37 protein-coding genes are annotated in these 22,806 nt (G+C 63.6%); 11 read left to right on the forward strand and 26 right to left on the reverse strand.

Features of this window, described 5'->3' with window-relative positions; translation table 11 throughout:
- The first annotated feature begins 10 nt into the window (after nt 1-10).
- The 4 genes from AB0G11_RS46390 to AB0G11_RS46405 all read left to right on the forward strand — a co-directional run bounded on the left by AB0G11_RS46390 (nt 11) and on the right by AB0G11_RS46405 (nt 3,147).
- Complete coding sequence (locus AB0G11_RS46390) at nt 11-1,162, forward strand: hypothetical protein (RefSeq protein ID WP_357593480.1); 1,152 nt, start codon at nt 11-13, stop codon at nt 1,160-1,162.
- A 9-nt stretch (nt 1,163-1,171) separates the two neighbouring features.
- Nucleotides 1,172-2,191, forward strand: a complete 1,020-nt coding sequence (locus AB0G11_RS46395; RefSeq protein ID WP_357593481.1) for a hypothetical protein — start codon at nt 1,172-1,174, stop codon at nt 2,189-2,191.
- Nucleotides 2,192-2,239: 48 nt separating this feature from the next.
- Entirely contained in the window at nt 2,240-2,425 is a 186-nt protein-coding gene (locus tag AB0G11_RS46400) for a hypothetical protein (RefSeq protein WP_357593483.1), read from the forward strand.
- Nucleotides 2,426-2,529: 104 nt separating this feature from the next.
- Nucleotides 2,530-3,147 carry a peptidoglycan-binding protein gene (locus tag AB0G11_RS46405; RefSeq protein ID WP_357593485.1) on the forward strand — a complete coding sequence of 206 codons (618 nt, stop codon included), beginning with the start codon at nt 2,530-2,532 and terminating at the stop codon, nt 3,145-3,147.
- A 56-nt stretch (nt 3,148-3,203) separates the two neighbouring features.
- Here the strand turns inward: AB0G11_RS46405 and AB0G11_RS46410 are convergent, their stop codons facing one another.
- Nucleotides 3,204-3,398 (reverse strand): hypothetical protein, encoded by a 195-nt coding sequence (locus AB0G11_RS46410; RefSeq protein WP_357593487.1) that lies wholly within the window; start codon nt 3,396-3,398, stop codon nt 3,204-3,206.
- A gap of 477 nt (nt 3,399-3,875) precedes the next feature.
- On the opposite strand from AB0G11_RS46410, the gene AB0G11_RS46415 reads away from it, so the two are divergent.
- The gene (locus tag AB0G11_RS46415; protein WP_357593489.1) at nt 3,876-4,103 is read left to right on the forward strand and encodes a hypothetical protein; all 228 of its coding nucleotides are present in this window, start codon (nt 3,876-3,878) and stop codon (nt 4,101-4,103) included.
- Nucleotides 4,104-4,373: 270 nt separating this feature from the next.
- Here the strand turns inward: AB0G11_RS46415 and AB0G11_RS46420 are convergent, their stop codons facing one another.
- Together AB0G11_RS46420 and AB0G11_RS46425 are read right to left on the reverse strand one after the other, a co-directional pair.
- A complete protein-coding gene (locus tag AB0G11_RS46420; protein WP_357593491.1) occupies nt 4,374-4,574 on the reverse strand; it encodes a hypothetical protein in 201 nt (66 codons plus the stop codon).
- Nucleotides 4,571-4,996, reverse strand: coding sequence for a hypothetical protein (locus tag AB0G11_RS46425; RefSeq protein ID WP_357593493.1), 426 nt, complete (start codon nt 4,994-4,996; stop codon nt 4,571-4,573). The genes AB0G11_RS46420 and AB0G11_RS46425 overlap by 4 nt, the downstream gene beginning before the upstream one ends.
- A 236-nt stretch (nt 4,997-5,232) precedes the next feature.
- Here AB0G11_RS46425 and AB0G11_RS46430 point away from each other — a divergent pair, with 236 nt between their 5' ends.
- The 6 genes from AB0G11_RS46430 (at nt 5,233) to AB0G11_RS46455 (ending at nt 9,171) form a co-directional block, all read left to right on the forward strand.
- Nucleotides 5,233-6,057, forward strand: a complete 825-nt coding sequence (locus tag AB0G11_RS46430; RefSeq protein WP_357593495.1) for a helix-turn-helix transcriptional regulator — start codon at nt 5,233-5,235, stop codon at nt 6,055-6,057.
- Nucleotides 6,050-6,268: a DUF397 domain-containing protein gene (locus tag AB0G11_RS46435; RefSeq protein ID WP_357593497.1), complete on the forward strand. Its 219-nt coding sequence runs from the start codon at nt 6,050-6,052 to the stop codon at nt 6,266-6,268. The genes AB0G11_RS46430 and AB0G11_RS46435 overlap by 8 nt, the downstream gene beginning before the upstream one ends.
- 152 nt (nt 6,269-6,420) lie before the next feature.
- The gene (gene tgmA, locus AB0G11_RS46440) at nt 6,421-6,672 is read left to right on the forward strand and encodes a putative ATP-grasp-modified RiPP (protein ID WP_357593499.1); all 252 of its coding nucleotides are present in this window, start codon (nt 6,421-6,423) and stop codon (nt 6,670-6,672) included.
- Nucleotides 6,673-6,696: 24 nt separating this feature from the next.
- Nucleotides 6,697-7,662 carry an ATP-grasp ribosomal peptide maturase gene (gene tgmB / locus AB0G11_RS46445; protein WP_357593501.1) on the forward strand — a complete coding sequence of 322 codons (966 nt, stop codon included), beginning with the start codon at nt 6,697-6,699 and terminating at the stop codon, nt 7,660-7,662.
- Nucleotides 7,659-8,789, forward strand: coding sequence for an ATP-grasp peptide maturase system methyltransferase (tgmC, locus tag AB0G11_RS46450; protein ID WP_357593503.1), 1,131 nt, complete (start codon nt 7,659-7,661; stop codon nt 8,787-8,789). Before tgmB ends, tgmC begins: the two co-directional genes overlap by 4 nt.
- Before the next feature lie 97 nt (nt 8,790-8,886).
- Entirely contained in the window at nt 8,887-9,171 is a 285-nt protein-coding gene (locus AB0G11_RS46455; RefSeq protein ID WP_357593505.1) for a hypothetical protein, read from the forward strand.
- A gap of 87 nt (nt 9,172-9,258) precedes the next feature.
- On the opposite strand, the gene AB0G11_RS46460 is transcribed toward AB0G11_RS46455, so the two are convergent.
- From AB0G11_RS46460 to AB0G11_RS46570, 23 genes are all read right to left on the reverse strand, one after another.
- Nucleotides 9,259-9,603, reverse strand: coding sequence for a hypothetical protein (locus AB0G11_RS46460; protein WP_357593507.1), 345 nt, complete (start codon nt 9,601-9,603; stop codon nt 9,259-9,261).
- Between the two features lie 135 nt (nt 9,604-9,738).
- Nucleotides 9,739-10,125, reverse strand: coding sequence for a histone-like nucleoid-structuring protein Lsr2 (locus AB0G11_RS46465; RefSeq protein WP_357593509.1), 387 nt, complete (start codon nt 10,123-10,125; stop codon nt 9,739-9,741).
- 83 nt (nt 10,126-10,208) lie between these two features.
- Nucleotides 10,209-10,886 (reverse strand): hypothetical protein, encoded by a 678-nt coding sequence (locus tag AB0G11_RS46470; protein WP_357593510.1) that lies wholly within the window; start codon nt 10,884-10,886, stop codon nt 10,209-10,211.
- A 172-nt stretch (nt 10,887-11,058) separates the two neighbouring features.
- Nucleotides 11,059-11,349 (reverse strand): hypothetical protein, encoded by a 291-nt coding sequence (locus AB0G11_RS46475; protein WP_357593512.1) that lies wholly within the window; start codon nt 11,347-11,349, stop codon nt 11,059-11,061.
- Between the two features lie 459 nt (nt 11,350-11,808).
- The gene (locus AB0G11_RS46480) at nt 11,809-12,081 is read right to left on the reverse strand and encodes a hypothetical protein (RefSeq protein WP_357593514.1); all 273 of its coding nucleotides are present in this window, start codon (nt 12,079-12,081) and stop codon (nt 11,809-11,811) included.
- Between the two features lie 167 nt (nt 12,082-12,248).
- Nucleotides 12,249-12,623, reverse strand: a complete 375-nt coding sequence (locus AB0G11_RS46485; RefSeq protein ID WP_357593516.1) for an SLOG family protein — start codon at nt 12,621-12,623, stop codon at nt 12,249-12,251.
- A complete protein-coding gene (locus tag AB0G11_RS46490) occupies nt 12,620-12,898 on the reverse strand; it encodes a hypothetical protein (RefSeq protein WP_357593518.1) in 279 nt (92 codons plus the stop codon). The genes AB0G11_RS46485 and AB0G11_RS46490 overlap by 4 nt, the downstream gene beginning before the upstream one ends.
- Before the next feature lie 501 nt (nt 12,899-13,399).
- Nucleotides 13,400-13,612, reverse strand: coding sequence for a hypothetical protein (locus AB0G11_RS46495; RefSeq protein WP_357593519.1), 213 nt, complete (start codon nt 13,610-13,612; stop codon nt 13,400-13,402).
- Between the two features lie 237 nt (nt 13,613-13,849).
- Complete coding sequence (locus tag AB0G11_RS46500) at nt 13,850-14,515, reverse strand: hypothetical protein (protein WP_357593521.1); 666 nt, start codon at nt 14,513-14,515, stop codon at nt 13,850-13,852.
- Between the two features lie 3 nt (nt 14,516-14,518).
- Complete coding sequence (locus AB0G11_RS46505; RefSeq protein WP_357593523.1) at nt 14,519-15,382, reverse strand: metallophosphoesterase; 864 nt, start codon at nt 15,380-15,382, stop codon at nt 14,519-14,521.
- Nucleotides 15,279-15,512, reverse strand: a complete 234-nt coding sequence (locus AB0G11_RS46510; RefSeq protein ID WP_357593550.1) for a hypothetical protein — start codon at nt 15,510-15,512, stop codon at nt 15,279-15,281. The genes AB0G11_RS46505 and AB0G11_RS46510 overlap by 104 nt, the downstream gene beginning before the upstream one ends.
- Nucleotides 15,509-15,751: a hypothetical protein gene (locus tag AB0G11_RS46515; RefSeq protein WP_357593525.1), complete on the reverse strand. Its 243-nt coding sequence runs from the start codon at nt 15,749-15,751 to the stop codon at nt 15,509-15,511. Before AB0G11_RS46515 ends, AB0G11_RS46510 begins: the two co-directional genes overlap by 4 nt.
- The gene (locus AB0G11_RS46520) at nt 15,741-16,319 is read right to left on the reverse strand and encodes a toprim domain-containing protein (RefSeq protein WP_357593527.1); all 579 of its coding nucleotides are present in this window, start codon (nt 16,317-16,319) and stop codon (nt 15,741-15,743) included. The genes AB0G11_RS46515 and AB0G11_RS46520 overlap by 11 nt, the downstream gene beginning before the upstream one ends.
- Nucleotides 16,213-16,638 carry a CHC2 zinc finger domain-containing protein gene (locus AB0G11_RS46525; protein ID WP_357593529.1) on the reverse strand — a complete coding sequence of 142 codons (426 nt, stop codon included), beginning with the start codon at nt 16,636-16,638 and terminating at the stop codon, nt 16,213-16,215. The genes AB0G11_RS46520 and AB0G11_RS46525 overlap by 107 nt, the downstream gene beginning before the upstream one ends.
- 79 nt (nt 16,639-16,717) lie before the next feature.
- Nucleotides 16,718-17,074: a hypothetical protein gene (locus tag AB0G11_RS46530; protein WP_357593531.1), complete on the reverse strand. Its 357-nt coding sequence runs from the start codon at nt 17,072-17,074 to the stop codon at nt 16,718-16,720.
- Nucleotides 17,075-17,077: 3 nt separating this feature from the next.
- Nucleotides 17,078-17,308, reverse strand: a complete 231-nt coding sequence (locus tag AB0G11_RS46535) for a hypothetical protein (protein WP_357593533.1) — start codon at nt 17,306-17,308, stop codon at nt 17,078-17,080.
- Nucleotides 17,309-17,310: 2 nt separating this feature from the next.
- Entirely contained in the window at nt 17,311-17,562 is a 252-nt protein-coding gene (locus tag AB0G11_RS46540; protein ID WP_357593535.1) for a hypothetical protein, read from the reverse strand.
- An 11-nt stretch (nt 17,563-17,573) separates the two neighbouring features.
- Nucleotides 17,574-18,308 carry a DnaB-like helicase C-terminal domain-containing protein gene (locus AB0G11_RS46545; protein ID WP_357593537.1) on the reverse strand — a complete coding sequence of 245 codons (735 nt, stop codon included), beginning with the start codon at nt 18,306-18,308 and terminating at the stop codon, nt 17,574-17,576.
- Nucleotides 18,309-18,369: 61 nt separating this feature from the next.
- A complete protein-coding gene (locus tag AB0G11_RS46550; RefSeq protein ID WP_357593539.1) occupies nt 18,370-18,861 on the reverse strand; it encodes a hypothetical protein in 492 nt (163 codons plus the stop codon).
- A gap of 39 nt (nt 18,862-18,900) precedes the next feature.
- On the reverse strand, nt 18,901-19,683 hold the full coding sequence (locus tag AB0G11_RS46555; protein WP_357593541.1) for a PD-(D/E)XK nuclease family protein: 783 nt from the start codon (nt 19,681-19,683) through the stop codon (nt 18,901-18,903).
- A gap of 241 nt (nt 19,684-19,924) precedes the next feature.
- Nucleotides 19,925-20,188 (reverse strand): hypothetical protein, encoded by a 264-nt coding sequence (locus tag AB0G11_RS46560; protein ID WP_357593543.1) that lies wholly within the window; start codon nt 20,186-20,188, stop codon nt 19,925-19,927.
- Nucleotides 20,189-20,316: 128 nt separating this feature from the next.
- Nucleotides 20,317-21,738, reverse strand: coding sequence for a hypothetical protein (locus AB0G11_RS46565; protein WP_357593545.1), 1,422 nt, complete (start codon nt 21,736-21,738; stop codon nt 20,317-20,319).
- 164 nt (nt 21,739-21,902) lie between these two features.
- Entirely contained in the window at nt 21,903-22,364 is a 462-nt protein-coding gene (locus tag AB0G11_RS46570; protein WP_357593547.1) for a hypothetical protein, read from the reverse strand.
- Between the last annotated feature and the right edge of the window lie 442 nt (nt 22,365-22,806).

Here is a 22,806-nt window from a genome sequence, read left to right on the forward strand (position 1 = left end):
TCCGGGGGCGGTGCTGACTGAACCCGATTGGGAGGCGATGGCTTCCCTCTGGCAGGACGACGGCGTTGCCGACATCCCGTCAGGGTCGAGTCTGAGCGTCCTCTCTGAGGAGGTACCGGGCAAGCTGAAGGTCCGGCCCGGTCGTGCGGCCTTCCGCGGATTTCATTACGTCCTCGACACGGACATGGAACTCAGCTACACGCTCAACACGGCTGCTAGCGGCTGGCGCGGCGATCTTGTCGTGATCCGCCTCGATCGTGGGACGAACAAGATGGCGCTCGCCATCAAGGAAGGCGTGGTCGGCGGTTCGACGCCGATCCCGGACGCCGATGGGCCGACGCCGGAGCTTCCCCTTGCGTCCTACAACGTGCCGCCGAACTCTGCGGCAGTGCCCGCCGCGCAAGTGCTGGACAGGCGGCCGTTCGTCAGCCGACGAATCCGGGTTACGGGTGGAGGCAACTCCAGCTACCCGGACGGCACTCTCTACTACGACACTGGGGCCGGTCGCTTCTATGCCAAGTTCAGGGAGTCGGGGGCGACGAACTCCGAAGTTTCGCCCATCCCTAAGTTCCGTGAAGTCAACGTGGCTGTCGCGAGCGACAGCAGCAACTATCCGGCCAACGCCCTTCCGGGCGCGCTCGTGTGGGATGAGTGGCTAGAGCAGCTTCTTATCCAAACGTCGTGGGCGCCGGAACCGGTTTGGGTGTCGCTCGGTAACACGAAGTTTCAGGGGATCAAGCGTCGCGGCGGCGACACCCAGATTACAACGACGACCGTGGATGCTTCCCTCACAATTCCTATCACAGCTCGGGGCAACTTCCAGTTTGAAGGCGTCGTGTTCTACCGGCACGCGACTGCTGGTGGGACGTGCAGTCTCCAGATGGATTTCCCGTCGCTGGGAACGACGGGACGGGCCACACTTGGGTTCGAGTACAACAACGGCAGCAACAACGCTTCGCTGCGGATGAGTTCTATCTCTGCCACGGCGACGCTGGGGCCGTTCGGCGCTCCGACGACAGGCACGGTCTACAACTGCCGCGTGTTCGGCACTTTCAACAACGCGACGGCTGCCAGCGACGGCGACCTTGCCATTCGTTACCTGAACCCTTCGGGGACGATCACTATTCTGAACGGCAGCTATCTGACCGTCCGCCAGGTCTAAGGAATCCCTTTGGCTGAACATTCTTTTCCTTTCGACAGCTCAGCGCTCAATGAAGCGCAGTGGTCGCGCATGGCGGGAAGCTGGCAGACAAATGGTGTGGATGCGCCTGGCCCTTGGGACCAGGCGCTCAAGGTGCTATCGACCGGCCAGCCGTTTCAACTGCTGGTCACCGCCGGGAATGCCAAGTGTGCGGGCTTCCATTACGAGCTTGACGCGAACACCATGATCCTGTTCGCGGAGAACAAGACCACCAGCGAGCGGACAGACCGGGTTGTCCTGAAGCTTGACCGGGAGACGAACACAGTCGCCCTCGCTGTGAAGCAGGGCGGCATCACGGCCCCGCCCGTCGACCGGTCGTGGAACAGCCTTGAGATCCCGCTCGCCACGTTCATCGTGCGAGCGAACTCGGACACGGTTGTGCCGGCCGATCTGGTGGACGTGCGCGAGTTCGTGTCGTCCGGTGTGCAGATGCTCTCTCCAGCGCATGGCGAGCCGGGCGCGCGGCAGCTCGCCGAGGGGCAGCTTGGCTACGACCCAACCGCTAAGAAGTTCCTCGCGAAGGACGGCGCGCGGGAGTTCGAGCTTGGCCCTCCGCAGGACTTGTCTCCGTACCTCACCAAGGGTGAGGCGGTGATGGGCTATGCGGTCCGGAATCATCAGCACAACATGGCCGCGTATCCGTCTTCGGTGTCCGATATTCACAGTGACGCTGCGGTGCTCTTGAATCAGATTCGTTGCTGGGGGCGCTGGGCGTCTGTTTCGTTGATCGTAAGTCCGCCTCCGGCGTGGGGCACTGTCGTTGGCGGCAGCGCTATCGGCATCATTGCGGATACTCGACTGCGGCCTACCATTCCGGTTCACATCACCAGCTATCAGCAGGACAATTCGGGGCCGCATCACGGCGTCGCGCGTGTGACGCTTAATCCGGATGGTTGGGTCGTGTTCAGCGGCTCGACTGAGCCGTGGATGGCCGCTCGCTATATTCACGCGCACGCAACCTATCTGTGCTCGGGCATCAGCCCATGGTGAGGAGACTTGAGTAACGAACCTAACGGCGTCGTCGTCAGCATGAAGGACATGTATGACGAACTGCGCGACCTTGTCAGCGAGGTCCGTACGCTCACACAGGAGCTTAAGGAATCTCGTAAGACGGACGACGACCACGAGCGGCGTATTCGCCTGCTGGAGCAGTGGCGCTATGCGCTACCGGCTTCACTTATTCTCGCGGTCGCTTCTGCCGTCAAGACGTTTTGGCCCGCATAGGAAAGGGTTTGTTTTTGGCTACGGCCAAGAGGGTTATCAGGGTTGCTCTCGCGGAAGTTGGTTACCGCGAGAGTGGCAACAATCATCAAAAGTATGCTCCGGCCGTGCCCGGTCTTGAGTGGGCTCAAGACGACCCGTGGTGTCACACGTTCGTGTCGTGGTGCGCCATGATGGCGGACGCCGACAACATCATCCCTCGCACTGCGAGCTGTCTTACCGGTGTGGCTTGGTTCGACCGCCGCAACCGGCTCCACAGTTCGCCGAAGGCGGGAGACATCGTCTACTACGGCCGCAACGGCGGCACGCATGTGGAGATCGTCACAGAGGTCGAATCGGGCCGGTTCAAGACGGTGGGGGGCAACACTCGGGGCGACCTGGGCGACGGCTACGCCGAGGGTGACGCCGTGGCGGTCAAGTGGGTGTCGAAGAACGCGAGCAACATCTACGCCTTCGGCCGTCCTGCCTACGACAGCTCGGGCAAGCCGAAGCCGGGCGACGGTCCGCGTTGGCCTGGGCGAGTCCTCAAGCTCAAGAACCCGCACATGCGCGGCTCGGACGTGAAGGCGTGGCAGGCCCGCATGCGCGCCGACCATTGGGGCCTTGCGGCCGATGGCATCTACGGCCCGCAGTCGGCTGCTGTGTGCCGCGCGTTCCAGCGCCAGGAGGGCCTTGCGATTGACGGCCAGGTGGGGCCGAACACGTGGGCCAGCTCGTTCCGGTGACTCCGCGGCCGACCGTTTAAACGGTTCGGCCGGCGGGTGGCATCCCAATCGCGTTCTCACGGCTTGCGCCCGACTACGCCGGTCGCGCTCAGAATCATGATCCCGAGGGTGGCCATGCCGAGGAACGTCCCGCCGAACCAGGCGAACGCAGCCACCAGCTCTGTTCCAAGGGCGTACGCGGCGATCCCGGCCATGAAGGCGAGGATGAGGGCGATGCACAGGGCCAGAGCGACATAAACGCCGTTCTGCATGTCTTCTCCTACAGAGGGGTTGAGGGGCACAGCCCGCGAACAGGTCCACGACAGGATGCATCGCGGCCAGGGTTAGCGTCGCTTCCGAATCTGGTTCTGTGGAAGAGGTTGTCCACAGGCGACTGCGGGTTGTCCACAGACAGAGGTATAGCCGCCCTGTCAAGCATCTCGATATCGCGAAGGCCACGCGGCCGGGTGACGCTTTGGTCATGAATCGCCCTCTTTTGGCCGATATGCCGTCGCCATTTCGCTCCGTATGTCCTCCGGAGTTATGACACACCCGGACTGTTCGGACCCGCGCTCGAACAAGCCGGTTCGCGACGCCGTAACGGTGCATCGAATGTGAGGAAGGTCTCACCTCTCATAGAGGCGGCGTGAGCGCCGCCCTCGTTTAAACGGGGCCGCGGCCAGGGCCCCCGCCCCAAGTCCGACGTTGTCTCAGTCCATCGCACATCAAGAAAGAAAGCGTGTTTAAACGTGGTACATGTTGACGAACAGGCGAACCAGTCCAAGCGCGTCGAAGCGCTGTCGCGCGGCTGGCGCACCTTCCTACAGTCGATCGCGGCCGTAGCAGTCGTAGCGGCCGGGCAGGCGGTCGTGGACTCCGGTTCGACCGACCTAACGCAGCTCGGCATGGCGGCCGGTACAGCTGCGCTCGCGGCTGCGCTGTCGTGGCTGCACAACGTCGTGTCCCCCAAGAAGTAGGCTGCAAGCGGCTGTGTGAGCGCGTGCAGACATGAGGAAGCCCCCACGGTCCTTCGGGACCGTGGGGGCCTTTTCTCGTTTCTAGGGGAAGCTTGTGCCCCCGCCGCTGCTACCCGGTTCAACGGCGAGGGCGTCCCCATAGCTCTCTTTCCGGGAGACTTGGCAGCCGTCCCGTCACCGTCCCGCATCGGTGGAGCTATGGAGTTTGGCCCCGTGGCCTGCCGGGGTGGGGCTCACGCGGCGGCGCGGAGCGCAGCAGGCCACAGGGTGCTAGGGGGTGGTCAGCCGGCAGTCCGGCTGACGGTCGAGCTGCCGCGCCAGGTCGTCAGGAGCGGAGCCGATCAACGCATACAGATAGCCTTCGTTGAATTGCTCGGAGGTCGGCAGGTGCTTCCTGGCGGCAGCAACGCCCCACCACAGGGGGTAGAACTGCCAGGCCGGGTAGCGGGCCACCAGCTCGTCGACCGTCACGGCATGTCCGGCAGGTAGCCAGGGATCAGCGCTGCGGCCTTCGCCGGGAGGTGGCCGGGAACCGGCGTCACCTTGTCGGGGAGTACGGCGTTGTCGTTTCCGACCTGCGCCACCTCCACGATGTACGCGCCGGATCGCGGAGCTATCCGGACGGTCGCTACGCGCCACCCTTGAGGCGCGAACACCAGCAGCTCGGGCGCGTACCTGTTCTCCAGGCTGACCGGCGGCTGCGGCCAGGGCGAGGATTTGAGCGTGAGTTTGAGCCATTCGACTATGTGGCTGTGCACCCCCCGCTCTGTCAGGAGATCCCGCAGCGCCCCGAGGGCTTTGTCGTGCTTGGCGGCTATATCGTCGCTGACCGGTTCGCAGGCCGGGTTGACGTGGGCTACTTCGGTCATTCTCTCCAACAGTTCGTGAGTCATCACTTTTCACCGACCATGTCCGTGTCTGGTATGCGGCCCGGATCGTAACTGGATCAGAGTTGTCCCGTTTCGAACGCCTGGGGCCGCTGGCGTGTGTTCCCCGAGAGCAGTTCCAAGAATGCTCTTGGCCCGCTATTTTCGGGATAGGGCCGCAGTAACAGCCGTGAACAACACTGTTGCGGCGAACGTTGTCGTAGCCCACAACCCTCTGTTGTCTCGCCAGGAACGGAGCCGAAATGCCCCCCAGCCTCGAAATGCCGCCCGTCACGCCCGAGGCCGCGTTTGGCCGTGAGCTGCGCAGACTGCGCGAGGCTCAGGGATGGTCGCTGGACGCTTTCGGGACGCGGGTCGGCTACTCGGGGACGATGATCGGCTACTTCGAGCGGGCAAAGCGGCCCGTACCGGAGAAGTTCGTCACCTCCGCTGAGGAGACGCTAGGGCTCAAGGGGGAGCTGGTGGCGCTCTGGAAGGAGATCGACCCGAAGACGGCCCCCCGCTGGTTCCGGCAGTGGCCAAAGATCGAGTCAGCGGCCGTGTCCATACGGACTTGGGAGCCGCTTGTCGTGCCAGGACTGATGCAGACGCCGGAGTATGCGCGCGTGCTGCTCAGCGCAGAGCCGGGGGCAGCTAAGGAGCAGGTGGAGGAGCTAGTGCAGACGCGCCTACAGCGGCAGTCCATCTTTCAGGGAGCTTCCCCGCCGATGTATGCGGCCGTGATAGACGAGGGGGTGTTGCGGCGGCCGATCGGCGGCAAGTCCGTGATGAAGGCGCAGCTTGAACACCTGATAGCGCTGATGGATCATCCGAAGATCACCCTTCAAGTGGTCCCCACCGAGGTCGGCGCAACTCCCGGCCTGCTGGGCGGTTTCGCCATCGCACAGCTTCCCAGCGGTCCCGACGCGGCTTACCTGGAGTCGGCATCCAATGGCCAAGTAACGGATCGCGTGGACGAGGTCCGGGCCATTAGCCTGAGGTACGACACGATCCGTGCGTGGGCTCATCCACTGCATGTCACAAGGAGCGTGATCCGCGAGTTGACAGAGAGGTATGGCGATGAGTGACGAGCTGGCCGCCGAGCTGGCCGCCGCTTCCTGGCGCAAGGCCACAAAGTCCGGCTCGAACGGCGGCAACTGCCTGGAGGTTGCTCCCCTCTCTGGGGGGCGTGTCGCCATCCGCGACACCGAAGCTCCCGACCAGGCTCCGTACGTCGTTCGCGGTCCAGTGTGGGCCGCTTTTATCGACGGCGCCAAGATGGGTGAGTTCGACTTCTAAGAGGACCAGGCCCCCGACTCCGGCCGGGGGCTTCTCTAGTGCTGCCGTCTTGTTGCGTTGTTTGTTGCGCCGCAAACCGTAGAAGCTCCTGGCCTGCGAGTCCCCTCGAACCTAGCTTCGAGTGAGCAACAGTCCCCTTCCAGGAGGCTCACATGACTCTGACGCAGGAACAATGCGCACGGCCGTGGGGCTTGAGCCGGATGGCTCCGCCTTCCCCGCCCACGTCGCCCGAGTACGCGACCGTCGAGTTCGACCCTGACACCCAGCTCACCCACTTCCGCGACGCCGCCGGCGCGCTGGTCGACATGGCGAAGTCCACGATCTCCTACTCCCAGGGAGGAGGCGGGGACGGGTCCAAGAACGCCCCGAAGGTCGCCGACGACACGACGCCCGACAACGACTAACGCATGAGGTCTTCGCCGCGAACCGTGCTGGTCGTCACGTCGCTCATTGACGCGACGGCCAACATGGTCATAGAAGCGCTGATCGAGCGTGAGGCACATGTGGCCCGCGTCGACCCCGCAGACATCGGTAGCGCGTTGACGTTCAGCGCCCATATCGGCGAGGGCCGCAACGACTGGGGCGGCTGGCTTCGCACGCGGAGCCGTAACGTTGCCCTGGCGGAGATTGGGGCGGCCTACTATCGCCGCCCCAGCTCTTGGCGTTGCGACTCTCCCGACGAGCAGACGCGGCAGTTCGTGACGACTGAAGCCCGCTATGGGCTTGGTGGCCTGTTGAGAAATCTCCCGCACTGCCGCTATGTCAACCATCCCGCCTCGACGGCCCGAGCCGACTACAAGGTTGCCCAGTTGGAGGCAGCCGCGCGGCTGGGGCTGAAGATCCCTAAGACGCTCGTGACGAACGACCTGGACGAGGCTCGGGAGTTCGCTCGCGGTCTTGACCGAATCGTCTACAAGTCGTTTCGTGGCGCTCCGCCTTCCCCGGACGGCCATGTCACCGCGATATGGACGCAGCAGATCAGCGCCGATGATCTCGACCGTTCGGTGTCGGCGACAGCCCACATGTTCCAGGAGGAGATCCCGAAGACTGCGGACGCGAGGGTTACGGTCGTCGGCCGGAAGGTGTTCGCGAGTCGGATCGTTACCCCGGATGGCTCGCTGGATTGGAGGCGCGGTGACTGGAACGAGCTGGTTCACGAACCGGTAAACGTTCCTGCACCGCTGCGACTAGCCCTGTTCGCCTATCTCGACTTCTTCGGCCTGGCCTTCGGCTGCTTCGACTTCGCCCTGCATGACGGCAAGGCGGGCGGCGATCCGTCCGAAGAGTGGACGTTCATCGAGTGCAACCCCAACGGGCAATGGGGATGGTTGCCCAACTCCCACGCGATAGCACATGCCTTCGCTGATGTGCTCCTAGAAGGATGGTGGCAATGACCGATACCGCCGCGAGGCTGCGCCTCAAGCTGGCAGACGAAGTGTCGTCTACCGGCTGGCACAAGGCGCTCCAGATGGTTCCCCGCGATCGGTTCCTAGGCGATGCGGTGTTCCTGCCGCATGAAGGCCGGGGAGACCAGTGGACGCCGGTACGGCGTGCCGACATGGACGCGGATGACTGGCTGGCGCTCGCCTACACGAACGAGACGTGGGTGACACAGGTAGCTGGCGTTCTGGCCAGCGAAGCGGCCGGAGTCGTGACGGGACAGCCCAGCTCGTCGTCCACCTATCCCGGCCTGGTCGTGCGGATGCTCGAAGCCGCTGAGATCGCCGAGGGTGACAAGGTGCTGGAGATCGGCACCGGCACCGGCTACTCGACGGCGCTGCTGTGTCAGCGCTTGGGCAATGACGCTGTCACGTCGATCGAGTACGACCCTGCGGTGGCCGCTCGCGCCCAGGATGCGATCACAGGGGCGGGCTACGCGCCTACCTTGGTCGTGGGCGATGGGCTGTACGGTCATGCCGAGAACGGCCCGTACAGTCGGCTCATCGCTACCTGCTCGGTTCGCACAATCCCGCATGCGTGGATGCGGCAAGTGCGTGAGGGTGGAACGATCACAGCACCCATGTGGGGCTGGATGGGCGGAGTGGCGTTCGCGCACCTCGCCATGGCGGATGACGGCGCGGCCAGTGGCCGCTTCCTGCGCGACGACCTGTACTTCATGACGGCTCGAACTCACCTGCCGCCGCCACGGCCGCCGCTCGTGCGCGGGATCGGCGAGACGCGCGAGACCATGCTTGACCCGTCGCTGCTTCAGGACGACGCAGCTCTATGGGTGGCGCAACTCGCCATTCCTCAAGCGCAACTTTCGTGGGCGGAGGACACGACGTTTCTCGTGGACGTCGGCACAGGTTCACGGGCGGACGTCCACCCGAAAGCCGGAGGCGGCTGGACAGTGTGCCAGCACGGCCCGGTCAGACTGTGGGATGAGGTGGAAGAAGCCGTCAAGACGTGGCAGGAAGCTGGCCGCCCCCACCAATCAGGCTTTGGCCTGACGGTGACCCGTGAGGATCAATGGGTGTGGCTCGGCGATCCTGGCGGGCCTGCGTGGCGACTCCCCGCCTGACCAAACCGCGGCCGACCGTTTAAACGGTTCGGCGCCGTCGACTAATAGGAACTGTCCCGTCTTGCATAAATGATCACGGCAGGCTTACTGTCCCGGCATGCATCCCTCTCAGCCTCAACAGCCTTACCAGCAGCAGCCGCAGTACGGCCAGCCGCAGCCATACCCGGCTCAGCCGTACGGCCAGCAGTACCCGCCACCGGGTTACGGGCAGCCGATGATGCCTCAGCAGCAGCCGGTACAGGTCGCCATGACGGGGCGTGCGGTGACAAAGCCCGCGTGGACTATCGGGGACTTTCTGTGGATCATCTGCACGGCTGGGCTGGCTTTGCCGATCATCTGGTTGAAGCGCCGCAGTAAGACAACCGTGACCCGCTACCGCTGATTGTTCAGCGGGTTAGCCGGCGGTGTGCCGCCAGCGGGAAAGCCCCCGGCTCCAGCCGGGGGCTTTCGTCATGTCTCCGTCACAGCGTCAGTAGTCGTCGTTCCATGATTCACCTGCGTAGGTCGGGTCGAACCAGCTCGGTGGAGTGGGGGTGTCCGGGTAGACCTGGCGTAGCCGCTGGTCACGCTCCGCCGCCTCCTGCTGATGCTTGGAGCATTCGGCGATCCGCGTTCCCGTTCCGGCGTAACTGGCCCTGTAGGTGACGCCGCCTCGGCAGTTGCCGTCCCCACCGTAGGAGCGAAGGCATTCCGGTTCCGGTTCGAGCTGCGCGGCGTAGAGCTGCGCTTCGCAGAACACGCACACCGGACCGCCTAGGCTTGGCCAGTTGTCGCCAAGTTCTGCGCTTCGGCCACACTCGACGCACGGTTTCATGCGTTCCCCTTTTGAGTTTTCAACCGGCTTTCCAGCCGGTGCGGTCTCGCTGACGGTTTAAACACTACACGATCACTACCGTCTTGCACAATACGGTCAATGAAAAGCCCCCGGAATCTCCGGGGGCCTTGTCTTCTAGGAGGCCGGTCGTCGGTCCGGGAATGCCTCATAGAACTTCTCGTAAACATCTTGCGCTACGCGAGCTTTGGCTGACACTGGGACGTCGTTGGCCTGTGCCCACTGCCGGACTTCGGCTGCCGTGGGTGCGCCGGTTTGCCGGGCCGGTATGGAGCTGCCACGTACGGCCCTGGAACGGCCGCTGCGGGCGGATGACGCCGCCGGAGCGGGGATGCGTTCGGCGACCGCCTCGAACGCCTCCAGCGCCTTCAGGAGCGGCTTAGCGTGGGTGTCGCAGGCGAGCGCTCGCTTGCCGTTGATTTCGATCTTGTGTGGCGCTTCAGTCTCTTTGTCGTCATGCGCGCAGTAGTCGCATAGGAACTGCTCAACGATTCGGATAGGCATGCGGGGAAGTCCTTCCTGGGTGCTGACGGGATCGTACAGGTACTTAGGGCCTAGCGCCCCCTTAGCGGGGGCGCTAGGCCGGGTTAGGCGGCCGGGGGCGTCTGCATCGGCTGCCCCATCGGGCACATAGGTGCTCCGATCTTCAACCATGTTGCGGTTACCCGCACCACGTAGCCGCCGCAGGCGCAGTCCGCTGCGACGCATTGCGCCTTAAGGAGCCGGGCCGTTTGCTTCTTAGGGCCAGAGGAGAGCGGCCCTTCCGACATCGGCGGCATCGGCTGCCCTGCCGGGTCAACCAGCTTCCGGCGGCGGTCGCGACTGATGAGGACCTTGCCGTGCGGGTACTCCCCCAGCGTTTCGGCGATAGTCATCAGCTCGGCCGCCAGTTCAACCCCCGGCGTCGCGGTGGTCATGGGCGACAAGAGCCCGAGCCTGGTAGCGCCTTCGGCGAACGCCCCCCGGTGGCCGTGCTGGCAGTCGTCGGCGGCGTGGATCAGCTCGTGCAGGAGTACCGCCAGGACAACGGCTGTGTCTCCCAGCTCGGGCGAGATGTAGATGTGGTTTACACCGTCCTCGCTGCCCGCCTTGGAGATGCACACGCCCCGGATGACCGCGTTCTCTCCGCCGTGCCCGTCAGGTCCGAAGCCGACCGACAGGTGGAGCCTTTCCGGAAGCGGCATACCGATCTCAATGAACCGGGGGCGGAAGATAGATGCGGCCTTGTGAAGCCAAGCTTCCCGCGTCTTAGAGAGGTCGTTCATCACGATCCCCTTTCGGGTTTGGAACCGGTTTCTGCTGACAGGATTAAACCTACCGGATCATTACCGTCTTGCACAAGTCGAGTGCGGGAAGTTCTTAGCTAAGCGATCGGTCAGCGGTGGCCGACAGGCACAGAAAAAGCCCCCGGCTAGCCGCCGGGGGCTAAGTGGCTAGCTAGTCCCAACTGTTGGTGTACTGGGGGCCGTGATTGGCTCGGCGAGCTTCCCAGTCGGCGACGTCAGCCGCCTCTGCGTGCCGCCACTCCCGCGTTAGGCGCTTCATGCTGAGGTACGCAGACTCTTCCACCGCATCGCGGAAGTAGTCTGGGTCCGCATAGCTGATCCGGTGAACTCGGCCGTCCTCGTGGCGGCACACGCCTACGATCTTGACCGTGACGACGTCATCCGGCTCGTCACCTTCCCAGCTCACATAGTCGCCAACCTTTGCCTTGTTCCAGTCGAACATCTCAACCCCTTTGGTGTTGTGCCCAGCCTTTCCGGCGGAGCCGGTTCTTGCCGACGCGCTCAAGCTATCAACGCCTACCGTCTTGCACAAATCAGCCCCTTAGCGGCTTACGATCAGGCTTCTGACTACCTGGTTCATCCACCGGCTTCGGTTGAGCTTGCCGCGCCATCGCGCCTCGCCGGGCTCAGGAACCGGCTCCGCCGCGTGGCGCGGACCGCCGCGGGCTTGTTTAAACGGCGCCGCCGGCTGCACGGCCCCCTGCCTCGAACAGCGGAAACGCGCCACCAACCTGCCCGAGAAACAGAAAGCCCCCCGGCCGGAGCCGGGGGGCTTCTCCATCGCGTGATGGTTTAAGTGTCAGCAGAAACCGGGCTCAAAAGAGCCTCCCAGAAAGGGCCGCGATGAAGTTCACAGCCTAGCAAGAGAACCCGGGTGCCCGCGTCTCCGCCAGGAGCCTTGCTAGACGGCGTCGGCCGGAGCCTGACAGTCGTCTTCGTTCTCGTAGTGCTGCGTCACGCTGCCTCCGATGACGTCGGTATCTGTGAGGAAGTGCGTGTCGGGGATCATCCCGTTCACCTTGGCCAGTTCGGACGGCTTGGGGTGGCCGTCGAGATGAACCCGGTACCCGATGCAGCCACACCCGTAGGTGATCTTCACGAGTTCGGCCGTGGCCGACGTGTAGATCGTCTCGGAGCTTTCGGCTGCAATCGCGTCGACGTTGACGGGGGTCAAGGGCGTGTCCTTCTGACGTGATCGGTCTCTGACGGGCCAAGTAGATACAGGAGATGGGGGCTTACGTCCTGCTTGGATTCTGTTATGCCATGACCAGGGGCTTTACGGCCACTAACCTAGTAACTAGGTGTTTCAAGATGCGGCTGCGCTGTGCTTTGTGCGGTGATCTACGCCTGGATGTCAACGTGGATGCCCGCCTCGCGGGCGTACCGGATCGTGCTGGCTGTGCCCCGGCTGTTGTCCTTGTGGAAGGCCAGCACCCTGTCTGCTCCGGCCGCGACCATGCGCGCGTTGCGGTGCGGTCCAGCCGCAGGACCTTCGCGCCAGTGAGCCGGGAACATCTCCTCGTCGACCGCCATACCGTCGAAGCGGGCCATGAGAACCCACTCGTGGGCGTGCGCATCGGCACCTGTGGGGCAGGCCCCGTGGACGACCACCAGGCGCTGCCGCTTCTGCGTCGCCTCGCGGTAGACGGCTTCCAGGGCTGCGTACACGCGGCCGGGCTCTGGCCAATCCCGGGAGCCGGTGACGATGACTCTCATCCGCCGCCCCCGCTGCTGCGGCCACCGAACCCGCCACGGCTGATCACCTTGCCGGTTCGCGTCGTGATTTCCCCGCTGCCGGGCCTGACCGTCGTCCCGCCGCGTACGGAGCCGTGCCTGGCCGTGCCGCCGTAGTACCAGACGTAGGAGGCATGCGAGCCGCCCTCGCAGTAGCGGTCATCAACGATCTGGTACGCCCCACTGCCGTCCGGCTTGGCTGCGACACAGTCGGCCGTGACGTCGTCGGCACAGCCGGAGATCACGAGCGCTGACACTGCGCCGAGTGCGCCGAGCGTGATCCCTCGGCTTCTGCGGTAGCCAGCGCGTCTCAAATGCCCGCCTCTTGGTTGAAGTCTGCCATGCTGCGTTTAAACGCCTTCCTGATAGAGAGACGAGTTAGGCGACGGGAAAACCCCGTCGCCCAGTCGCTACCGTCTTGCATATTACGGACATGCAAGACGGTAGCGCAATGAGTGTCCGAAAGTTGGAACGCCCGGATCTAGTGGAGCAGTAGGCGAAGCACGAAGCCGAGCGCTTCGGCTGTGCCGTGGGCTCCCCCGACGACTGCTAGCGCTGCGATGAGCGGGTCCGCGGTCGCGTTTAAACGGGTCCGCCGGCGGCGGCAGGCGGGGCAGGTGCAGGCCATCATCCCCCCGCGAGCATGCCTAGCAGGCTGATCATTGCCCTGATGCCGCCGATCACGAGTAGCCAGAAGATGCCGCTTGCTAGGACCAGGGCCAGGCAGCCGAGCATGATTTCTTTCGGCTTGGGAGGCTCTACCACTTCGCCTCCGGCAGGAACTCGTCGGTGACGTCTTCCCACGCCAGTTCGCCGTTCACGTGGCCGGAAACCCGGTAGACCTTGCATCCGAGCTGGTTGCAGGACCAACCCCGGCCCTTGAGCGCTTGTTTGACGTGGCCAGCCGAAACGTACGGTCGCGGCCGGTTGCTAGTCGCCAGGTAATAGATGGTGCTAGGCAGCTTCGCCACTCTCAGCCCCCTTCCCTGCTAGTAGTTGCTTCGGGCCCCAGATCCACGAGCGCATCCACCACGGGCCGCCCTCAGTGCAGCCACAGGTGAGGCACATGGTGGGCATCCATTCCCCCTCTACTTCCTTCACGTAGGGGGGAGAGGTTGCGTAGTGGCCTAGCTCGATCAGGCAGGGGCTCCCCGGATGGTCGGGGAGCCACCATGCGAAGTCCGGCATGCAGGGCTGCATGCTTTCGGTCATCGGCCGTCTCGCTCGTCGTGTGTGACCGCGTGCGCGTGGGCGTTGGACATGGCACGGCGTGCACCTGGGGCGTTCTCGTGGACGCCTCGCGGGCGGTTGATCCGCTTGTTCAGCCGCTCCGTAAGCCGGTCTACGGCTCGCTGGTACGTCTTCCGCTCTGCGGCTGTTAGCGGCTCCCAACCGGCTTCCCTGAGCGCTTCCCGCTGCTCCTTGGTGAGCCCGGCAGCTTCGTGCTTGCGGGAGATGATCGCTCGGTAATTGGCGGGGAGCTGCTTGAGCGCTTCCTTGAGGTCCCACACCGATACGACGAGAGAACCCGTTTCGAGCACCACAGCGTACGAGTCCTTAGCCGGCGGCTTGGACCAGTCTGCTTCGCTCGTCTCGTACAGGACGGCCAGCAGTGACCGGACTTCGGCCGGGGTGTAGAGGTACTTCGCCGTGCGGGTCGTGTAGTCGGCCCGCTCCCTCATGCAGTAGGCGTGTGCGTCGGCACGGAAGCACGCAAACAACGCGGCTTCGTCCATGGCGTTGTATCGGTCGGGCCGCTTGCAAGCGCCCGCTAGCACCTCTTGCGTGATGTCGTCTGCGTCGATCATCGGCCAGTCGCGGGCGACATACTTGCCGACCCGCGACGCCGTGTCGATCACTTCAGCGGTGAGCACCGCTTAGTTCCAAACCTTTCCGTCAGCGATGAACGAGCCATCGGGGCTCATGGGGTGAAGCTCGGGCCGCACCCGGCGGCCGTCGATGTGCAGGACCACGAAGCCGCTTTGCCAGTTGGCGGCTCCGCGCTTCAGGTAGGCCGGTGTCCGGCCGGGCCTGGTGTCCATGACGTGACCGGCTTCGACTCCCCAAAGGGTGTTTGTGCGGCCCTGGTATCCGGTTGTGTCGGGGCACAGGGCCAGCTTGTGGACGTGCCCTATCACCACCGACTTGCCGATGGTCTTGGCCGCGTTGAGCGCTGTCCGACCGGGAATGCCGGACAGGCTGAAGCCTTTGTGTCCATGGGTGGCGATCCAGCCGGGGGCGATCGGATGGAAGGCGTCGACCAGCTCGACGCCGTGGCCGCCAAAGTCCAACAAGACGTCGATGTTGAACGCCTTGCTGGCTGCTAGAGCCGGGGCGTACTGGGAGAGGTAGACGCGGGGGCGTTCGTCGTGGTTACCCTCGATGAACTGGACCGGCCCGGAGTAGCCGCGCCGGAGGTCGCCTAGGGTGCGCTTGCCGATCTCGACGTCGCGGAAGACGTCGCCCTGAAACTCGGCGGCCGTGCCCTTGGACCATCGGCTTGGAGTCGGGAAGTCCATGAAGTCGCCGATGATCAATACGGCGTCCGGCTTCGTCGCATGAATATAGCTGTGAAGCGCTTGGACCTGGCGCGCGTTGTGGTACGGGATTTGAGCGTCGGGGTAGACAACGATTCGCTTAATCGTCTGCCTCCACGTCAAGTCCGGTCTGGAACAGGACGGCCATGACCAGCGCGTTGAAGACAATGTCCGAGCCGCTTTGGTAAGCCTTTCGGGCCTCATCCATCATGGTCATGTATTCGGGGGGAAGGTCTTCCAGTGGCACCAGTTCCATGGCGTGGGCCACCATGGCGTTACGGGCTAGATTGATGAGTACCTTTTGGCCACGTGGCAGGAAATCGTGCAGTATCATACGGTGAACGCCTTCTTAAGCTTGCGCTGGAGCCGGACGAGGCGGATGCGCGTCATGACCGCATATGCGATCTGGTCGTCGCATTCCTCGACGGCGTAGTTGAGCAGTTCGTTGATGGTCATCTGCTCGAAAAGCTGTTCGTCGCCCTTGTCGTATTGCTCCTTCCCCACGGTGAGGATGCGGCTCTTTACGGCCTTGACGGTTGTCTCAACGGCCTTGGCGAGTTCTTCACTGGTCATTGATTCCCACCTTTTCTAGTAGCGCTTCCGCGCCGTGTTCTTGGACGAATGAGTTGACGTCGTGCCCCTCGGGCATGAGTACGATTCGGACGTTGTCGGAGTGCCCGGCGATGGTTTCGCCGAGCTTTTTCCCTTGACCCTTGTCATCGTTGTCCGCGAGTACGAATACGTGGTCGTATTGGTGCAGGGCGAGCGCCCATTCCTTGCGCCAGGCGGACACGCCTGGGATCGCTATGGCTGGTAGACCGGCTTGTGCGGCGGTGATGGCGTCGATTTCGCCTTCGCAGACGCACATGATGGGGCTGTCCAGGTCTAGCGCTCTGGTGTTGAATGGGCGTGGTGTATCGCCTGGCACGGTGAGGTATTTGGCCCCTTCGCCATCGCCTATCCGGCGGAATCGAATCTGTAGCGCGATCCGGTCGGGCGAAAGGTATGGGATTGCTAGGCGGCCGGAGTATGGCTCATGTCCCGGCATCGAATCGGCGACGTACCCGAGTTGAAAAGATCGAATGCTGTCCGGGGCTAGGCCCCGGCTCATCAAATACTCTTCTGCGGGACTTCCGCGCATTGCGCGCCGATATCGCCGGGTGGCTATCTCCAAGAATTCCAGTGAGGATTTCGAGGGCACTAAAGTAATCGCAAGACTCCTTCCAGCGAATGAGTGCGATTGGGTCGCCCTTGGCTTCGCAGGCGTGGCATTTAAACGCTCCGCGTTCCGTTGAGACAGATGCGGAAGCGGAGCGGTCATCATGGAACGGGCATCTCATCGGAGCCCACTTGTACCCTTCGGGTACGTACTCGGCTCCGTAATGGGTGAGAACTTCGCCTATGCCCTGCGGTGCTTCCCGCATCGCTTCACCTTTCGGCGTGCGCGGCGCTCCCGCCATTCGCCGAACAAGGCCAGGGCGAGGATGACAATCAAGAAGCCGAGCGTTGCCGTCATGGCTTCTGCGTGACTGGCGGGGCTCAACTGTTGAGCGCTTCGGTGAGAAGATGGTCGCCGATCACGGGCAGGATGCGCCGCCATTCCTCAAGAGTCATGACGACGTACGCTTCGCTGACCGGCTTGCGTGGGGCCTTGACGACCATGACGCCGGCCGGAGCGTTTAAACGGGCCTTGATGGCTTTGAGCTGCTTGGCGTACTCGCTCAGTGTGATCTTGCGTTCGTTCTTGCACTCGTGGGGGATGGGCCAGGGGACGGCGAGGTCCCCCGACCCGAAGTCGCGTGAGCCGATCCTGTCCACGCCGGGGATGGTCTCGGCGAGGTAGTCGGCGACTTCCCGTTCCCAGCGAGTGCCCTTGGCCTTGCTGGGGCTGGACAACTGCTAGAGCTTCCGCATCAGCCGCGTGACCGCGCGGCTCGGAATCCACGTCTCGCGCGGCTCTACCTCGCGGTAGCCGGTGCCGGGAATCCAGTGGCCATCAACGAGACCGTGGTACGCCTGGCGGCGCTCGTCGTAGTTCAGGGAGCCTTCCTTGATGTGTAGTCCGTCGCCGTCCACCGTGGCGATGAACGTGATCTCGGGGAGTCGGTTGATGGGGACATGGTTCGTCACGTTTAGGCGGCCTTCCTGTCCTCGGCCGCCTCCTCGGCTGCCTGCTCGCCCGGCTGCTCGGTCTTGGGCTCGGGCTGAACGATCAGGCCAATGATGCGGCTCGTCAGCAGAACGAACTGCTCATCGGTCTTAGCGTGCGTGAAGGTGACCACGACGTCATCAATCGGGATGAACGTCTCCGGCTTGACTGCGACGCGGCCGATGTGCTCGATCAGGACGGCCTTGACGGGGAGGGAGGGGAGCATGACGGGCATGGGTGTCTCCGTTAGTCGGTTATGGACATGCGGGAAAGGTCCGCGTTCAAGACGACGCGGTATTGGTTGCCAACATCGGGTTGGCCTGTGCGGTTCTTGGCGATGACGACGCCGAGCTTGCCTACGGCGGGCCGGAAGAGGTTGAGGACCAAGCCCGGCTTTTTGCTGATCTTGCCCTTGAGGGCGCTTAGCGGCGGCGGCTCTGTGCCGTCGTCGTATTCGGCGGTGAGGTGGTGTAGCGCTATGACGGCCGCGCCGGTAGCGCGGGCCAGGTCTGCCAGGTAGTTCATGATGGATTCGAGGGCTAGCGTTCCGCCCTCTTCGCTGTCGGGGGTGACGTCTGAGACGTTGTCCACCACGATCAGCTCCGGGTAGGCCCCGTAGATGGCCGCCCAGCACTTCACATGGTTCTCGACGTCATCCAGGGTGGGTGACGACTCGAAACACCATCTGAGTTTGCGCAGGGCAGCTAGCTTGCTGTCGAGGTAGCGGGTATCCCCGCTCTCGACGAGTTCGGCGATCTCGTCACGGGTTCGGCCGGTCAGCATGGAGGCGGCCCGCTCGTATTGGATGGCCGCGTCACTGTCGGCTGACAGGTACAGGGTTGGGACTCGGCTTGCGGCTGCCAGGGTGAGGGCGAACACGGACTTGCCGACGCCTGGCCCCGCCGCGACCAAAGCAAGTTGGCCACGGCGGAACTCGACGCCTTCCGCGGCTAGCCGTTTAAACGGGCTAGGGATTGGCAAGCCCGTCTCCCCCGCCTTAGCGCGCGCTCTGGCGAGCGTATACAGCGGGGAACCCTTCTACTTAGGCCGGACGGGTCCGGCAGCGGTTGGGGTCGTTGCGGTCAAGCTGGCAGGCGTAGAACGCCTTGTACGGCTTGTTGTTGCGTCCGACCCCGGCCGGGACGTACTTCATCTCGCCGTGGTCGCAGTACACGCCCGCGTCGTCGCCGGGAGGGGTTTCCGGCCAGTCTGGAGCGTCGTCATAGGCGGGGGCCGCCTGGCGGCTCTGGGGCCTGCGCTGCGGCTGCTGGGGAGCACGCCGGGGGGCGGGGGCTCGACTTGGAGCCGGGCCGCTCTCGGACACGAACTCCGCGCCCAGCTCGACCTTGAGCAGGAACGCGGAACGCACGGTGTGGGTCACGTTTGCTACCGCATCGGCGAACTGCCCGTCGACTTCGTTGGCTTCAGCGATGAAGTCGGCCGCGCTCGGTGCTCGCAGATGATAGAGACCAACCTTGCGGCCCTGTCCGTCCCAGATTTCGACGTCCAGGGCATGCGGGTAGTCCTCTGCCAAGTGGCTCTCCTGTCTAGTTGATCACTACCGTCTTGCATATTATGGGCGAAAAGAATGCCGGTCCGTCCCCATCACGGAACAGAACCGGCGCACGCTACACGTGGTGCAGTGGTCTCCAGGATTCGGCAGGTAGATGCCTGCGTTCTCGCTGGTGTCCATCTGTTTGAACCATCGGGTCACCATGTCGCGCGTGAAGGGGCGAAGGGGGACCGGGTCTAGGGCTTTGTTGTCCTTCGCCATGTAGTAGTCGCCCCATTCGACCACGTCGCCCGTGAGGTCGAACACAGCGAGCCCGTATACGGCTAGCTGGATGGGGCCGGACGGTCGTTTGGAACCGGTCTTGATGTCGCGCACCAAGAGGCGGCCCCACGGGTCGACCATGATCAGGTCAATGCTGCCGATCACGGTAAGCCCGTCCAGGTCGAGACTGAAGGGAACTTCTGACGCCGGTTCGCCCGGCATCAGTTCCAGCACCTTGAGCTTGGACGCTAGCGCCTGTTCGATGTAGCCGGACACTTGGACTCTCCCCCGGTCTATTCGGTTGGCGAGGTCCGTTTCTGGTTTGGTCCGGCCGGGGCACAGCCAGGCGTTGATGTCTGGCTCCGCCTCGAACATCTTGGCCGCTTCGCGGTCGAAAGCTTCCTCGAACCACGCGATGGCGGTTTCTGGGCTGTGCTCGCGGTGCGTGCGTTCCCACTTTTCGATCGCTTCGTGTACGGCTGTCCCTTGTGCGAACCATGCTGCGGGGGTTTGTGGTGCCCGCGCGACCTTTGACAGCCGGTAGGACTCCCCGCAACTCGCGTAGCTGGTTAGCTGTGACACGGAACGATGCTTAGGCATGCGTTCCCCCCTTCGTAAGGGGTGAGGTCTTCGCGCGTTTCCACTGTTGAGTTCTCAAGTCGTGCCAGGCACGAGCCGGGTACTGGTCCCCTTGCCCCGCGTTACCAGGTTGGAGGGAGGTTTCCCCGGCCGTGCTGAGCACAGCCTACCCGATCACTACCGTTTTGCACAAATCGAAGCTCGAACCCACCCTGTTGAGTGCATTAGGGCAGGTCAGGGCTCTCTACGATCCGCCGGCGGGGCGCCAGTGGGTGAAGTAGGAGAACGTTCCGTCCTCCTCTTCCTCCGTGGCCGTGCTCACCATGTGGCTGCCGGTGGGCACAAGGTGAGCGTTCGTGGCGTGTACGTAGTCGGAGTCGACCGGCAGACGGTAGCGCGTCTCAACCATGACGCCGTCCGGGTAGGTGATATCGGCCCGGCTCACGCCCTCGGCGTGAGGGATGCGCGCGATGTCCAGGATCGCGAACGGGTCTGCCGGTCCGTACACCTTCAAAGCTCCCCCTTTAAGGGATTCTCAGGATTCGTTGCCCAAATGATCTAAGCGGAGTCATCCAGCCTGACGGAAGACGGTAAGGACGGTTTTCTGTTGCACCGATGCAATTGATCTTGGTCGGGTCAGCCGACCAGGCCGGAGAGCCAGCCCCACAGGCTCATTCCAGCACTCGGGCTGGTGCCCGACACCGTGGGCGTCGGCTTTGGCGTCGTCGTGGACGTCGGCCCAACCGTGGGCGTCGGAGTCTCCGTAGGCGTGAGTGTAGGGCTCGCCGTAGGCGTGGGGTCCGGCGTCTCTGTGGGAACTTCTGGGGGTGCTTGAGAGCCGGTGGGCGTGGGCTTGTCTCCAGCGGGGTCCGGCGTGGCTGTGGGCGACGGTAGCGGCTTGGAAGGCGCACCGGTAGGGGTTGTGGTCGGCAGGGAGGATTGGGCCGCCGTGGGCGTAACCACCGTCTCGGGCGAAGCGGGCTTGGACGACGACGGCGACGCCTTCGGCGGCGCGGTGCTATCTGGAGAGGGCGGCGACGTGCCGGGCGGCTCGGATGTCTTCACCGACACCGGGCCGGCGCTTTTCGTCGGCGCAGGGCTTCGATGTGTTGAGCGCGGTGGATCGGGCTCCAGAACCTTCGCTTCTCTGGGTGATGACTCATCGCGCATCGTCGTGACGTCGTCAGGGATCGCTGTCGGGCTGATCATGTCCGGTGGCAAAGCGTCAACGGGGCCGCCTGTGTAGGGGGTCGGTTCTGGCTGTGGCTCATCCACTTCCATGGTCACGGCATGGTCTAGCGACGGCGGGGGCTGCTTGCTTCCGGTCGCCTCGTACGCGACGACCCCTGTAGCACCGAAGACGAGCCCTGTCGCGACCCATCCGGCAACTACCTTCCCCGCGATCGGGGCGACGACCGGAGCCGCCACTTCGGCGGCACCGGCGGCGATTGGGATCACGGCGGCCAGTCCTGCCCCGGCGGCTGGCGCGGCGCTTGTCGTGGCTACCGCTCCTGCCGTGGCGGTTGCCGTTACGCCGCCTGCCGCTCCGGCCGAACTGGCCGCAGACAGCTTTTGGGCTAGGAACGCGGGCAGCAAGGCTAACCCGACCACCTTGGCCCCTTTGAACAGGTTACGGACTGCCCGCATCATGCGGCTTGTCCGCTTTGCCTGCTGGATCTGGATGGGCGTTAGCAGAGGGTTGGCGGCATCTCGGCTTTTACGGGCTTCAAGACCGGTAAACAGTTCGTAGGCGTAAGACTGCGGATCGTCTCCGCGCTCAATGCGGGCCTGCACTTCGGCTAGTCGCTTCTCGGCCTTGGCCGTGAGGCGGGTGCTCGCGTATCGCTTGCCCGACTTGTTGATCAGCGAGGCGATCCCGAGAGTGTCTAGGCCCTTCTCTTCAAGGATCAGGGTGAAGTAGCCCCGCACCTCGTCGGCTTCCTCATAGCAGTGGTTCAGTAGCGCCATGTAGTTGCTTAGGCGCTTTACGACGTCCTCTTCGTCCTTAGCTCGACTGAGGATCGTTTCCAGGATTCCGCGATGCTGCTCAAGGTCCATGCCTTACGTGCCCTCCCGAGACAAGCAGGAGGGACATGGATAACAAACCTTCCCTTAAGTGGTCAAAACGTTACCGACTTGCGGATCGGCTACATACCACCTAAAACGACCATAGCCAGGGGTAAATCCCCTGGCTATGATCAACAGTGACCAGCTATAGATAGCTAGGAACGCCCGCTATCGCCACCCTTCCACCCAGCCGCCTCCAGCAGCTTGCGAAGGTGGCTTTCCTTTTGCGCCGGCACTAGGTAGAAGCCACCTTGAGGGCAGAAGTCGCTCGGCGGGGCGTCGGGGCTATAGGAGACGTCCCAGCCGTCCGCGATCAGCTCTTGAGCCCAGCGGATGGCCGTGGCCTGCCGGTGTACGCTGATCATTTTCCCTTGAGCCATCTGCGATAGTTCCCGCATGTACTGGAGCGGCGCGGTCTTGCGATGCTCAGCACTGATGGCCCAGGGCAGCGCGTCGCGGTGCTCAAGCTGCTTGCGGCTAAGGCCCATGCGTGACAGTGCGTGAGCAACCCCGCTGTAGGTGGCCCCCAGCTCGGCGGCAATCTCACTGATGCTGTAGTTCGCCGCGTGCAACTCTCGAAGCCGCTCCCGGTCGATACTGGGGCCTCTGCCAGCCATGATCAAACTCCTAGCGTGGGGAAGGGTAACGCGCGGCACATGTGATCAAATTAGCGTCGGCCGCTTGATCCTGTCCACCGTCTTGCACAACCGTCTTGCATATAACAACGTATCACGGCGAGATTAACACGTTCGGCGATACTCGTTATTCCTGATCAGCGAATCAACTCGAATGTGCGTTCGATCGCTCGATTGGCCTGCTCGCATAAAGCTGCAAGTGCAGCTCTATGCGGGACGGCAAGATCGTTTAAACGGTCATAGCTGGACGAGCGCGTTGCAGCCCGTGTTGCAGTTCGTGTTGCAGATCACCCCCCAAGCGCCCCCACCAGACCGGAAAACGCATCTGTCCGCCGGTCCCCCTCGGGCCGTGTTTGCACTGATCAGGAGCAGTTGTCCGGAAAGACACGCCTTGACGGCAAACCACCCGAAGATACGTTGGCGT

The organism is Nonomuraea sp. NPDC023979, from assembly GCF_040639085.1.
In the GTDB taxonomy this organism is placed as follows: domain Bacteria; phylum Actinomycetota; class Actinomycetes; order Streptosporangiales; family Streptosporangiaceae; genus Nonomuraea; species Nonomuraea ceibae.